This is a genomic window from Paenibacillus sp. O199 (assembly GCF_001636635.1).
GTDB lineage: Bacteria > Bacillota > Bacilli > Paenibacillales > Paenibacillaceae > Paenibacillus > Paenibacillus marchantiae.
In genome coordinates this window covers 1-12,662 of record NZ_LGRP01000004.1, presented here as the reverse complement: position 1 = coordinate 12,662, position 12,662 = coordinate 1, and the positions used below count along the sequence as shown (strand labels likewise).

16 protein-coding genes are annotated in these 12,662 nt (G+C 37.4%); 2 read left to right on the top strand and 14 right to left on the bottom strand.

Annotated features, from left to right (window positions below):
• Positions 1 to 616: 616 nt before the first annotated feature.
• The 8 genes from A6049_RS07180 to A6049_RS07145 form a co-directional block, all read right to left on the bottom strand.
• Entirely contained in the window at positions 617 to 1,660 is a 1,044-nt protein-coding gene (locus A6049_RS07180) for a LacI family DNA-binding transcriptional regulator (RefSeq protein WP_063564001.1), read from the bottom strand.
• Between the two features lie 534 nt (positions 1,661 to 2,194).
• Complete coding sequence (locus tag A6049_RS07175) at positions 2,195 to 2,452, bottom strand: retropepsin-like aspartic protease (protein WP_240321352.1); 258 nt, start codon at positions 2,450 to 2,452, stop codon at positions 2,195 to 2,197.
• A gap of 29 nt (positions 2,453 to 2,481) precedes the next feature.
• A complete protein-coding gene (locus A6049_RS07170; protein WP_063563999.1) occupies positions 2,482 to 2,712 on the bottom strand; it encodes a hypothetical protein in 231 nt (76 codons plus the stop codon).
• 158 nt (positions 2,713 to 2,870) lie between these two features.
• On the bottom strand, positions 2,871 to 3,515 hold the full coding sequence (locus tag A6049_RS07165; protein ID WP_063563998.1) for a DUF3885 domain-containing protein: 645 nt from the start codon (positions 3,513 to 3,515) through the stop codon (positions 2,871 to 2,873).
• A gap of 56 nt (positions 3,516 to 3,571) precedes the next feature.
• A complete protein-coding gene (locus A6049_RS07160; protein WP_139295670.1) occupies positions 3,572 to 3,979 on the bottom strand; it encodes a hypothetical protein in 408 nt (135 codons plus the stop codon).
• A gap of 208 nt (positions 3,980 to 4,187) precedes the next feature.
• Positions 4,188 to 4,955 (bottom strand): nucleotidyltransferase domain-containing protein, encoded by a 768-nt coding sequence (locus A6049_RS07155; RefSeq protein ID WP_063563996.1) that lies wholly within the window; start codon positions 4,953 to 4,955, stop codon positions 4,188 to 4,190.
• A gap of 190 nt (positions 4,956 to 5,145) precedes the next feature.
• Complete coding sequence (locus tag A6049_RS07150) at positions 5,146 to 5,529, bottom strand: nuclear transport factor 2 family protein (protein ID WP_063563995.1); 384 nt, start codon at positions 5,527 to 5,529, stop codon at positions 5,146 to 5,148.
• A gap of 123 nt (positions 5,530 to 5,652) precedes the next feature.
• Positions 5,653 to 6,207, bottom strand: a complete 555-nt coding sequence (locus A6049_RS07145) for a GNAT family N-acetyltransferase (RefSeq protein WP_063563994.1) — start codon at positions 6,205 to 6,207, stop codon at positions 5,653 to 5,655.
• A gap of 576 nt (positions 6,208 to 6,783) precedes the next feature.
• Between A6049_RS07145 and A6049_RS07140 the strand changes: the two genes are divergently transcribed.
• Positions 6,784 to 7,491 carry a CAP domain-containing protein gene (locus tag A6049_RS07140; protein ID WP_063563993.1) on the top strand — a complete coding sequence of 236 codons (708 nt, stop codon included), beginning with the start codon at positions 6,784 to 6,786 and terminating at the stop codon, positions 7,489 to 7,491.
• 322 nt (positions 7,492 to 7,813) lie between these two features.
• Here the strand turns inward: A6049_RS07140 and A6049_RS07130 are convergent, their stop codons facing one another.
• The 6 genes from A6049_RS07130 to A6049_RS33940 all read right to left on the bottom strand — a co-directional run bounded on the left by A6049_RS07130 (position 7,814) and on the right by A6049_RS33940 (position 12,347).
• Complete coding sequence (locus A6049_RS07130) at positions 7,814 to 8,347, bottom strand: P-loop nucleotide/nucleoside kinase family protein (protein WP_063563991.1); 534 nt, start codon at positions 8,345 to 8,347, stop codon at positions 7,814 to 7,816.
• A 182-nt stretch (positions 8,348 to 8,529) separates the two neighbouring features.
• On the bottom strand, positions 8,530 to 9,225 hold the full coding sequence (locus A6049_RS07125; RefSeq protein ID WP_063563990.1) for a GNAT family N-acetyltransferase: 696 nt from the start codon (positions 9,223 to 9,225) through the stop codon (positions 8,530 to 8,532).
• Between the two features lie 217 nt (positions 9,226 to 9,442).
• Complete coding sequence (locus tag A6049_RS07120; RefSeq protein ID WP_063563989.1) at positions 9,443 to 10,342, bottom strand: toll/interleukin-1 receptor domain-containing protein; 900 nt, start codon at positions 10,340 to 10,342, stop codon at positions 9,443 to 9,445.
• A gap of 221 nt (positions 10,343 to 10,563) precedes the next feature.
• Positions 10,564 to 11,064, bottom strand: coding sequence for a hypothetical protein (locus tag A6049_RS07115; RefSeq protein ID WP_063563988.1), 501 nt, complete (start codon positions 11,062 to 11,064; stop codon positions 10,564 to 10,566).
• Positions 11,065 to 11,230: 166 nt separating this feature from the next.
• On the bottom strand, positions 11,231 to 11,767 hold the full coding sequence (locus A6049_RS33945; RefSeq protein ID WP_240321336.1) for a tyrosine-type recombinase/integrase: 537 nt from the start codon (positions 11,765 to 11,767) through the stop codon (positions 11,231 to 11,233).
• Entirely contained in the window at positions 11,760 to 12,347 is a 588-nt protein-coding gene (locus A6049_RS33940; RefSeq protein WP_240321335.1) for a phage integrase N-terminal SAM-like domain-containing protein, read from the bottom strand. The genes A6049_RS33945 and A6049_RS33940 overlap by 8 nt, the downstream gene beginning before the upstream one ends.
• Positions 12,348 to 12,375: 28 nt before the next feature.
• On the opposite strand from A6049_RS33940, the gene A6049_RS33710 reads away from it, so the two are divergent.
• Positions 12,376 to 12,662, top strand: a 287-nt coding sequence (locus A6049_RS33710) for a hypothetical protein (protein WP_205411995.1), incomplete at its 3' end; no start/stop codon positions are given.

Sequence of the window (12,662 nt, the reverse complement as noted above, 5' to 3'; positions counted from 1 at the left end):
CCCCCTGGAATTGTCACTACAATTCTGCCTGGCAAAATGTCTTTGTGTTACCACCAGCGCTTACGCTGCTCGAAGCAGTTCCCACCTTTCTTTTTTTGATTTCTGATCTTCTTTGATTTCTGAGATTTGATTGAAGTACTTATATGTTAGAAGTTATTACACAAAGTGAGTGGATAACGTTAATAAATGAGTTCATCATCTAACGCAAGGGGATTTGTTTTTTTGGATATATATTTGGATATATATTTGATGCTAGTTTGGAATATATTATATGTAAATGGGTAGGTATCAGTTTGGATAATAGGTTATAAGAGTTTTAGAGGTTTCTTGTAAATTTTATATAAACATTGATTTTAAGGGGATGAAAGCGCAATCAATAATTTGGTTTAACATATAATCTTAGTTTCTGGCTAAATCCAAAAACATAAAAAATAACGCCAAACGCTTAATTTCATACATCATAATATAGCCCATGGACGATTGTCAAACATTTTTTTGGTTTTATTTGGATTACTTTTGGCTAAAAAAACAAGAAAAAACCCACGCGGATGCATTCCTCGTAGGTTTTATATGACAATTATCTGAATTTATATGTAATATAATATCACACAACCAACTAGTCATTTGTACGATCATAAACAGATGATTCCCTCACAATAAGGGTGCTGGGCAACAAAACTTTATGGAGAGATGAATAACGCCCTTCCAGATAATCGTTAATTAATTGTGCTGCCACTTTGCCGATTTCATATTTTGGAACTTGCACGGACGTCAGAGGTGGTGTCGTATACTGCGCCATAGAGATATTATCCATGCCCACGAATGCTATATCTTGAGGGATACGGCCATTTTGTTCAACCACTGCCCGCATCGCAGGAATAGCGAGCATATCACTTGCACAAAAAATGGCCGTCGGCCAATCAGACTTGGGCGTCTCGGTCAGGAGATCCGTCAGTTTGCTGTAGCTGAGATTCACATTCCAGTTGGTGTTGATAATCCAATGTTCATTCAGATTCAGGTTTGCTTCCAGCATGGAAAATTTATAACCGACATACCTTTCTTCGCTCTCTATTTGTTCCGAATATGCGGGGCCACCAATAAACCCAATCCGGGTATGGCCTTGCTCGATCAAATGACGGACTGCTGTGCGAGCAGAAAATATTCGGTCACAGTCAACGACCGGTACAGTAAGCCTTTCATCATTGAGACTCACACCCAGTACAGTGATATTCTCTTGCTCAAGCAGCTCAAACAATTTTTCATCGTACCAGCTGATTGCGACTATACCTTGAGTACCCGTTTCCTGAAGCATCATTTTTATCCGTTCGGTGTCACTAAGTTCTTCGCAAGTGCGGACAATGGCTGGAGGCAGCCCCAGTTCCGTCATTTTAACGTGAAAACCTGTCAGTACCTGTGAAAAGTACGGATGGTCATCCATCAAAATCTGTGGCACGATACAGGCTATCCGTTTGGCTGAGGTAATCTCTTTGCCAATGGATTTGGAGGATTCATCCAAAATGTATCCCAACTCATGAGCAGCTTCCCTAATTTTTCGTTTTGTCCCTTCATTGACCGGTCGATTGGTATCATTGCTGATCGCACGCGAAACCGTTGATATGGATACGCCTACACGTTCTGCGATATCTTTTAATTTTGGCATTACAGCACCTCCCCTTGCTCTCTTTATTTGGAGCCAAAATTCATGTTTAGCAATGATCATATCATAATATTGTAATATTTTGGCGTCAATTAAACAAGCTGCGATACGAGTTCTGTTATACTATCAACACTTCCCCCGAGACTGCCCTTTTTCCCTTAATTCCTAGATGGCCGAGCGATTTGATGAATTCCTCGCCGTCCACTCAATGCCAATCGGACAGCAGAGATGGTTTAGGGGATGATCCATACATTCAATTTAGGTTCCCACTGTCTGACTGTAATCTGGTGAATACGCTGAATATATATAAGGTTGAATGGGATGCGAATGATTGTAGAAGCCTTCTTTCATGCTGCCATCCCTGTTTGCTTTAACATCAGCCATATCTCCAAAAGAGCTTAATTCAACTGTTGAAAAGCGGACAGGCTCTAGAACAAAAAACCTAACAAAAATTGTTAGGTGAACTTCACTTGTATATGTATCTTTTTATCTGATGCTCATTATAAATAGGACTCGTTCATTGATAAAATTTTATTTTCAATTATGTAATTCTAATGTTTTCAGATCAATAATAAAATTTTGTTGTTTCAGAATATCCAATCCGAGAAGCCCTTTATGTTCTTTAGGCAATATGCCTACATCTATTTCTATATTCTGAATGCTGTTTGTTCCTATTTCAATCCTGTCCATGACTTTGGTGTAGAAAGGAATACTTCCTCCAATCCCGTATGCTTCATATATTGAATCTCCGGTTTCATAGGTCACACCGATTTCCTCTAGTACATCAGGACTAATGATCGTATGTGAAGAGCCTGTATCTATAATTACATTAATGGATCTCTGCGGAGGTTGATCACAAAGTCTTGATTCGAAGTATGATACACGATGTTACCAGGCTCTACTTGAAAAAACTCTTTATTCGCATCTTGTTCGGATACGGTACGAATTGGTGCAACTTCATCTACTATTTTTTTGTTGTCTTCCTCATGATAATGAATGATAGAAACCAAAACAAACTGGTCAGGGAACAGTTCTCTAACTTCTTGCCACTTCATGTGTTCTACCTCCTGTTATTGAGTTAGTTCTACTTTCTGTAATTTTAACATATATCGCGATTGCATATAACTTTCTTGGATTTCATGACAACTGACTTAGACTGATTTGTTTACTGAAATGACTTACCACAATCACCCACGTAGACTAATACTTCGCACTATCCCAGAAATACGTTGTTAATACGTTCTCGATCATAATCTAGAATCCAATCGTTATATTCTTTATAGATATCCGTTAGCGCTTCTCTTGATGGTGAAATAACATCGCAACCTCTATCATCATAGATATGAAATATCGTTTTCTTACTTATATTAATGAAATACACCCTATGATAGATCGTTGGCTTAATGCCAACATCATGATTACATATAGCTTTGATTAACTGACGATATTTCAAGTCTTCAATTCTACATTTAGTCCAGTACCTATACATGTTGTTCCTTGGATCTGGGGTTTCATCCGGTTCACAATCCAAATCTGGAAGTATCTCAAGTCTCAAGGCTCTAATCGGCTCTTTCTTCTTGATATATTTCCTGTATAGGTTCAACTTCTTCACTTTGTGTTTAGGCTTATCTGCAAAATAAACTTGAGTTATTAATAGGACTTCATCTTCTTGATCATGAAGAGCCTTAAATAATTCAAGCGATCGATGATAAACTCGTTCCAAGTAATGCTCCTTATTTATTCCAAACATCAGAGGATTGCCAAGTTCGAATCGTATTGCAACATCCCAATTATAGAAAAGAGGCGGTTCTAAGGTCAGGTTTGGGAAATGCTCTGCCAGGTACGTCTTTAGGTCCATTCTGTGGCCTCCATTTCAAACCTTGTTTGAATCATTTCATTGCACTCTACAAACTGTTATTTTTCTTTATAGTCATTTGCTGCCTCTTTAATTTCTTCATTTTTAGAATTAATTCCCAATTCAATTCCCCAATCTAGTAATTTTGGAATTGCCTCTGAAAGTAGCTCTAACAACCTACGATACTCCCATTCATCGTCAAGACAAATTGCTGTTTTAGCTACATTAGGAAGATGTTCTATTAGCCAATCAGAAGGAATTGTTTTAATCTTTTTCCTCGCTATTTCAATTGGGTGGGTATTTTGTGGCTGGCAAGCCCATTCAATAAGGATAGTGAGTATTTTTATTCCAAGCCGCGTAGGGATACGTTCAATATCTTCTAGTCTAGTTGATATATTGGGAGATATTTGATTAATTTCATAATCTATTTTCAGTTCTTGCCATGATGCCATACCATTATTCATCATCCTTCCCTCCTAATACATTAATACTCAATTGGAACTAGATCTCCGGAATTTCACTTAACGTTTTGTATTGACGACGTCCTGGCCCCTTAGAGTCGCTGCTTATAGTTGTGAGGCTTGCCGAACACCTAGTGCAGTGACGTCTCGACGGGCTTAGGGGGCTAAATGTGGTCATTCGCTTCTCAGAGTGATCCGGATCGTCAATATTTTGTTATTCGAAGGAAGCTCTGGAAGCAGCCATTGCATTTAAAGCGTTCTCAAAATAGCTATATACTTCATCTGCAATTCCCAAAAACTCTTCAACAAGTACATTACTATCCAAGTAACAAGCATACAGATAATCAACTAAAGCGGAGTCAATATCACAATAGTCTAATATGGCATTCTTCATCTTAATAAAGTCATCTTGCCATACGCCTGTTTCTTCTAAAACCAAAGAGTATAATGCACGAATTAATCTCTTAGAGTAACCTTTAATATATCTAGTTTTCATTGTGTTATCACTAGCACTAGAAAGTAAACGATGTATACGATCTACTTCCTCCTTGGTCTCTGTATTTAAGTCTAATATGAACTCAGGAGAAATAACTATCGGGGGTACTTTTTCACCAACGTCATCACCATATATACAAACACAAATGATCTTAACCCAAAAACCCCACTCATTTGGTTTACTTAATACATCGTCAATCGAACAAATGGTCGTATCAATCTTAGTTAACACTGGATATTTTTCCAAAAGCCTGTCTTTAATATTTGACAATCTTTCGTAATCAACATCTTTGGGATTTACACATACAATAGTAAAGTCTGCATCTGACTTAAAAGGTTTAGCAGTTCCTTTGGGAATCGAGCCACACATATAAATGCTATGAATCTTACCTTTAAATTCGCTAAGTATAAGATCTACATACTTATCAACAAAATCCTTATATTCATTTTGTATTACAATTCTATTTATAACTTTTTCTAATATCATATAGACTCCTCCTAAAATAAGAACTTCTTTCGACTAACGTTGTGTATTCATGACGCTTGGCGAATGCCAAGTGTGTCCGGCAACCTCTGCTTCCCTGAAATACTTCTGCAGGACCGAGGGCGTATGCCCGATGCGGTGAATATATTGTAATCTGATTTAGGGTAATCTATAAATAACTTTCAATACTGTTTCAACTATGATCTTCAATCAGTATTATCTTCTTATCTTTCATTTGAAATATTGATTTCCCTTGAAGTTTTAATGTTTCTCCTGCTTTCATTCCATTAGGGAGATCACGGGACAATATTCCCTCATAATCAATGTCAACCTCTGCTTTATCTCCTGCGAAAGTAATGTTCTTTATTACTTGACGCCTTTGAGAAAATACCTGAATTGACTGCTCTGCTAATGTGCGAAATTCCTGAATCCCCTTTGTTTCCGAATTCACTTCACCTTTAGAAATGTTTCGAAAATGAATATTTTCATTCAAAACTCCTATCATTCCATCAATGTTAAACGTGTTATATGCGCTCAAGTATTTTTCAATAAGATTATTTAAATTTGAGTTCTCCAAGTCGAATCACACTCCTAGATTTTGATATTACATATTTGTCCTGATTTTAGATAACGTTGCTGTATTCACGAATCCGAGAGGCTCAAAGGAACGTAGCGACTGGGTCCGTCAGGACCTAGCCTCTCAGTGGTTGTCGCCTGAGTCCGCTTCCGTTCTACTGAATTTCGCTAAAACCTCATCAATGTTATCCCATTCATAAATTAATTCATTTAAAACTTTTCCTCCGATTATTATTTGAATTGATTTACATAATTTAGCTCCATAATGTTCATAGAAATATCGTGTCTTATTATCTTCTAGAACTTCAACAAATATCTTTTGATAGCCTAAGAATTTAAATTGTAGAAATAGTTGTTTAAGTAATTCTTTCCCTAAACCTCTTCCGTGATATTCCTTAAGTATGTATATAGATGTTAAATCACTAGAATTGGCTACTATATTTGTTTCTCTCTTCCAAGAATCTGCAAATCCAATAATTTCTCCTTCTGGGTTTTCTGCTATAACTACAAAATTATCTTCTCTTTCAATATTTTCGATCCATAATTCAGTTCTTTTTTTATATGATAGATTATATAAGAATTCATCTGAAATAATACCTTTGTAAGTTGTTCTCCAACTATCCACATGAACTTTTGCAATGCCTTCTGCATCATTAATCGTTGCTTTTCTTATTTGCATAATAACCACCTCATAAGATTAGTTAAAACGAATATTTCAAGCACTTAGCCATAACTGTATATAATGAGTAGCATTATACAGTTCCTATCTTGTAATTTATTTACGGTGATTTCTCATAACTTTCTTGTATTCACGAAACGCCCCGGCCTTAGATAGCTCTTATCTTAGGCTGGGGCGTTTGTTGACTGAGATTTCTTCCATCATTATACATCTGTCAATCAAGGGACGATAGACCTACATCTTTAACACTGTGTTAAACGCAGTTTCTGAATTCATCGAATTATCAAATACTAGCTTTCAGTTTGTTTTATATGATGCAGCATATGGTTTATATTCTATAAAATTGTCTATTAGTTTGAAATAGATTCTCCCAATTATCCATCGAAATACTCCAATCATCAGGAATCCCATTGAAATAGATAACATTCATCCCGTGATGCATTTATAACCCGCTATGGCCTTCTTTATCCAAAAAGTACTGGATAAGGAGAGAACCATATTAGGAATAAGTAAATGGCATACAGGAAAACATAAATCCGGGAACTTCATTAACTAACGGATCTAGGAGGTCGGCAAATGGGAAAGTTTTTCGTTTTGATAATATTATTATTGGTGGCAGGCTGTTCGTCCCATAACAATATGATGCAAAAACAAGTGACTCCTGAGCAAAAACAAATTTCAATTCATGATCATGCTGCTGCACCAAACTCTGTCCTCACACAGGCATCATCAACAGCTACATCTTGGCAAGAGAGATCTATTACAACAAAAGAAGCCCAAAATGGAATTCCATTGGATTTGTTGGATCTGGTTCGAACACCGGATGGAAATCCAGTAAACCAGGCACCTGCAGGAAATCCTGAAAATAAGGAGCCAACAGGACAAGTACAGGAAGGTAAAAAAAATACTACGGATAAAACCGATTTTGAGCAGCAGGTTCTGGATCTAGTCAATCAAGAAAGGGCCAAAACAGGATTAAGTTCCTTGAGTAGGAATGAAGAATTGTCAAATGTGGCTATGGTCAAGGCACAGGACATGTACAACAACAGTTACTTTGATCATAATTCGCCAACACATGGATCCCCCTTCGATATGATGAAGGAATTCGGGATCACATATAATACCGCTGGAGAAAACATCGCAAAAGGGCAAACCACCCCTACTCAGGTTATGAAGGAGTGGATGAATAGCCCTGGCCACAAAGCAAATATACTGAATAATAGTTATACTCATATCGGTATTGCTTATTATAACAACACATGGGTTCAGGAATTTACTGGGTAGCGCCTTTCATCTCCCAACAATAAAGTATCAAAAACCCGCAATTTATGTCGGGTTTTTGATACTTACAGATCCTGCATACGCCGCCAGTTGTTTTGTTTCCTCGAACCGGATTAAATTGTAAATCTTATCCATCTTCATCTTATTTGCATTAATTTCACCTACCCTTTTTATGTGATAGATTGTCAAACCGAGTGCGACAGTTCCTCTGTGAAAGATTCGTGAGCGGTTTTCCAACCCAGACATTTCCGAGGGCGACGTAGATACTGTGTTATCCAATGGACTTGCCTTCTTGATTCTGCTTTCATCGTCTTTACTTTTGTTTTCATTCGTTTATGTATTCTAGGACTTTTGACAAGTATTCTGCGATTGGTTTCGATGAATCTACCACTATATAATTCTCTTCTTCTGGTTTTTTACTGTTTTTTAAAGCTCTATAAAAACCTTCTTCTGATGATGGTGCTTCGATTTGACTCAAAAGTCTTTCTCGATTTTTTAATCGATTTCGAATTAATTCAATGTCTTCGACATAACATTCCACATACTTATATTTCTTTTTGTGTTTTCTCGCTAATTCAAGCCCAGTTTCTAACAAATTGCTGTACAAACAAGGACTATCCATGATCACGCTATGTCCATTAGATAAATAATAATCCACCAACGACCAATCTACATCATAGGACAGTTGTCCTATTACTTTACCTTCCATCGTGTATCCTTGTGATGATAGCGATCTTAAGATTGCTGTTTTGGAAATGTCATGATCGACAATAACAGCTCCAGTTGTTTGGCTAATCTGTCTTGCTAATGTCGACTTTCCTGATCCTGGGAATCCTGACATCTGTAAAAAAACATACATACACCTCTATCTTAATTAATAGTATTTGCGAGTCTTTCGGATAACGTTCTTGTATTCACGAACCCCAAAGGGGTTGTCTGCTGAAATTCCTCTTCGAAATCCATCCAGCAGACCAAGGCTGCGTGAGGAGCCGCTGTTTGAATATTATGTTAGACGAAGTACTTGACTTCTTCGATTTGCTTTCAAATTTTCATTTTGTTTACTTGTACTTCCATTAAAATAGATTTACTTCTTTCTTTTGTTACCCTCTTAAAACCACACCGTTTGTAATATCTTGATAGTCTACTTGAACTGTTAAAGTCTAACTGAGATTCTGAAAGCTTTGACTGCATTGGCTTAGCAATTAAGAAAACAATACCTTGAGCATTTCTTAACAAATACTTGAATGTATGGTTAATCAACTTTATTCCAATCTCTTCCCCTCTAAAATTAGGGTGAACATCTAACCGTTGTATATAGTATAAACTTCCAAAATGAAAATGTTCATTGTAAACATCTTCATCAACTATTTGATCTGCCCTTGCACCAATTATAGCGTGATCCCCATCTAGAACATCTAACCAATTAAACCATGATGTTTCCATCTCCTCTTTCCAATCATCTGGAAATTCAGTAATGTTTAAACTTGCAATTATTATTTGATTATCTTCTACATAGTATTTAGCTTTAATTTGATTCTCAATCTCCTCGGTTAAAGAGTATTCCAATTCAATAAGATCAAGTGGATATACAAGTTTTATAGAGTGATATATTGGAGTATATTCATCAAGCTTTATCTCTGGGAATTCGAACAGCCTACCATATGTCACCAATTTAACTTGAGGTGAAATTTCAATTTTCATTAATCCGTTTTCAAATGTTTCAAATTCAATATACATATCGTATTAATCTCCTTATTTTTCAAGTATTTCGGATAACGTTTGGGTATTCACGAACCGAGAGCCTTAAGTGACTGGAGGGAACGGGTCGTCAGACTTAGGCTCGCAGGACTTGTCCGCTGAAACTACTCCCCTGCCAAAATCTCCTGCGGACCGATGGAGTTAGAACGACGCGTGAATACTTTGTTAGACGATGTTATTTTCTTCTTTGCACCACTTACAACTTATCTCCTTTGTACCAATTAAACTTATTAATGATCTCTTTTGCTGCTTCATGGATTTCATTACCTCTTGAAAATCGTTCAGTATGATAATAAGGCTTACCGGTTGGAGTACCATTTTCCGAATTAAAGTCATCTATAAATCTCCATACGTACTCATCACATGCGTCAACCGAGTTGCCAATGTATGTATCGAAATGACTTACTTTAATGTTATTAGGATTTGATTCATTCTTAAAACTTACCATATAAGCATTACTTTCTCCAACTAACTTAATTGAGATAGATTTGCTTAAATACGCATTCTCCTGTTTAATAGAGCAATAAAAAGTTATGGAGTATTCATTGGCAGTACCACCAACCCACGCAGACCACTTGTAGTCATACGCTCTATCAACTAATGTTGTTACTAATTGTTCAAATTCTTTAATTTTATATTTTTTCCAATTAACTTTCTTGTTTTTTACAAACTTTCTCCAGTTATCTTGTGTTATTGCTTCTGTTTCTTCAATGCCAAATATAGTAGCTAATTCACTAAAACCACTTTCATAATCACTTCTGAAATCTGCAAATCTGCGATCTGATAAAAAATATGGTATCTGACATTCTCTATAAAAAATCGGCAAGACAAAAACTTTTTTTGTTTGCATTTGCTTTACCCATGCAGCCCCTAGCTCACTCTTAACCCACTCTGAATTTAGCGCTTCTGGTGATAATACTATCCCTAGAAATTCGTTCTCTCTAATTCCCTCTTCAATTTTCCATGTAATAGAATCACCGATTTTTATTTCCCACTTATCAAACCAAACATTAACACCTATTCTTTTTAAATCTCTTGCAAGTTTTTCTACAAATGGCTTGTCAATACTTGTATGACTAAGAAATATACTAGGCATTTTTATTTCTCCTTTTATTTGCAAGAATTTCGGCTAACGTTCTTGTATCTACGAACCCGAGAGGCTTAAGGGAACAACACGACCGGGTCCGACGGACTTAACCTCGCAGGGTTGTGAGCTGATTCCGCTTCTCTGATTACTTCATCTGGCGAACCAAGGGCCTAACGGCCCGCAGCGTAGATACTATGTTATAAGATGTTGTGCCTTCCTTGAATTACTTGTCACACTTGTTTAAAATTATCTTCTTCACTTATATAATGCTTATCGATATTTTCAATAAGTTTAAAGTACAATTTCATTAGTTTTTCATTATGTTCTTTTTGAACCTCTTCATGAAAGTTACAAAGAGCAATAATGCCATCAATTTCTCTAACTATTTCTTTGATATCTTGGTCTAATAAATGATATTCTTCAAATAATAGTGGCCTTACTTTCTCATGATAATTATTAAAATCAAATTCCTCTGGATATGAAGTAACAATCATAACTTCTCCATCCACTTTAAGAACTTTATTATATATTTTCAGCTTATCTATATACTCTTTTCTGTTAACTTCCTTTTCAAGCTTTTCCCTTTCCCATTCAATTTGTTTTTGAAATTTTCTATTATCATTTTTTAGGTTGTTTTTGCTAATCATATACGCACCATAAAAAGTCAGTGCCGAAGCAGAGATTGTTGCTAAAGCCGTAATTGCATTTCCTATCCACTGTGGATCTGACATGGGTATCTCCTTTAAATCGATATATCTTTTGCGCAATTTCTTATAACATCTAATCTATGTACTTCGTAGATACCACACATCCTGCATGATTTCTGAACTACGTATATGATAACCTAAGCAGTGGTATTTGCGAAGAAGAATTTGGTGAAAAAGGGAGATTTAACGATCAATCTCCAAGATCCAAACGATCCAATGGGCTTTGAATACGCTGAATATTTTTCGTACTCACATGCGTATATCTCTGGGTTGTGCGTGCGCTCGTATGACCAAGTAGCTCCTGAATGTAGCGCAGGTCTGTCCCGTTTTCCAGAAGATGCGTGGCGAAGGAATGCCTCAGAGCGTGAATGCTTACCTTTTTCACGATACCTGCACGTTGTCTTGCTTCTTCAAACACCTTCTGCACACTCCACTCCGTAAGATGCCGATCAGAAGATTGCCCTGGAAAGAGCCAACGAGTTGGTCTATATTCAGTGACGTATTTCTGCACCATATCCCAAGCTAGACTCGATAGGATCGTTCTCCGATCCTTTTGCCCCTTCCCCTGTCTCACGATAAGTGTTTTTCTTTCAAGATCCAGATCGCTGCAACGCAGACGAACAACTTCGCCTACACGAAGCCCAGAAGAATAGGTCAAAAACAATATGGCTTTATGTTTAGGGTTGGTTACAGATTTAAGTACTTGAGCAACTTCCTTTTCAGACAATACTTGTGGAAGCTTGGTCTGCTTCTTGGGACGAATAAACTGGATTTCCGTAGGGTGATGGAGTACATGTTTGCAATAAGAAGCGGAGCGCGCTAATCGTCTGATTTACGCTTGAATGGGAGATCCCTCGCTCAAGCAAACCTAAACAATACGTCTGAATTTTGGAAGTAGTCACATCGGTATCTTTGAGGGGAAAGCTACTCAGAAAACGTTCGACCTGATTACAAAATGCTTTAATCGTTTTGCGGCTGTATCCTCGTAACTTTAATGCCTTCTGTAACGGCTCTTTGCTCCATGGATGGTTTGCCTTACTAGCTTTCCATTGCTGTAAATTCTCATTTTCAACCCACAACTCTGGGGTAATCAGAACGTCATCAGGATCAAATTGATTCATGAATTCCTGAAGAGCAGCTATGGTGTATGGGATGATCCACACTATTTGTTTGGCTTCCCACGTTCTGCCCTTAATCCGACGAATCCGCTCAATAGATGCAGGGTTATATGGGATATGAATGCGCAGTAACTCAGCGGAACCTTTAGTTATGGTAATCGTCTTTTCAGTAGTAGCATATTTATTCATAGGAAACTCCCCTTTGTTTGGATAGGTTATGTTGTCGACCCAAATTCTTCAAAACAAAAAGGAAGGCCCTTCTTCATCCACTAGGGAATCAGAAGACCTTCCGATGCTTTCGGAACATATATGTTTTGAAAAAAGGTTAACCGCGGTGCTCACCCTTGTAGCACCAGAACGGCAAAGCCATGGTGCTTCCCCCACTGCATGCAACCATCGGCCATGCAGCTCCCCAATGCCGCTGCACCTACATAGCAGCGGCTTCTTCTCCCAGCGGCAGCGTGTAATACTGCGCCTGCTGCCCTTCATGCTGCTGGTATACTA

Bases quoted from the DNA above. Each gene is read 5' to 3' on its own strand.
- A6049_RS07125 (WP_063563990.1), bottom strand. From the start codon at position 9,225: ATGTATATTGAATTTGAAACATTTGAAAACGGATTAATGAAAATTGAA.
- A6049_RS07160 (WP_139295670.1), bottom strand. From the start codon at position 3,979: ATGATGAATAATGGTATGGCATCATGGCAAGAACTGAAAATAGATTAT.
- A6049_RS07180 (WP_063564001.1), bottom strand. From the start codon at position 1,660: ATGCCAAAATTAAAAGATATCGCAGAACGTGTAGGCGTATCCATATCA.
- A6049_RS07155 (WP_063563996.1), bottom strand. From the start codon at position 4,955: ATGATATTAGAAAAAGTTATAAATAGAATTGTAATACAAAATGAATAT.
- A6049_RS07145 (WP_063563994.1), bottom strand. From the start codon at position 6,207: ATGCAAATAAGAAAAGCAACGATTAATGATGCAGAAGGCATTGCAAAA.
- A6049_RS33940 (WP_240321335.1), bottom strand. From the start codon at position 12,347: ATGAATAAATATGCTACTACTGAAAAGACGATTACCATAACTAAAGGT.
- A6049_RS07115 (WP_063563988.1), bottom strand. From the start codon at position 11,064: ATGTCAGATCCACAGTGGATAGGAAATGCAATTACGGCTTTAGCAACA.
- A6049_RS07130 (WP_063563991.1), bottom strand. From the start codon at position 8,347: ATGTATGTTTTTTTACAGATGTCAGGATTCCCAGGATCAGGAAAGTCG.
- A6049_RS07170 (WP_063563999.1), bottom strand. From the start codon at position 2,712: ATGAAGTGGCAAGAAGTTAGAGAACTGTTCCCTGACCAGTTTGTTTTG.
- A6049_RS07120 (WP_063563989.1), bottom strand. From the start codon at position 10,342: ATGCCTAGTATATTTCTTAGTCATACAAGTATTGACAAGCCATTTGTA.
- A6049_RS07140 (WP_063563993.1), top strand. From the start codon at position 6,784: ATGGGAAAGTTTTTCGTTTTGATAATATTATTATTGGTGGCAGGCTGT.
- A6049_RS07165 (WP_063563998.1), bottom strand. From the start codon at position 3,515: ATGGACCTAAAGACGTACCTGGCAGAGCATTTCCCAAACCTGACCTTA.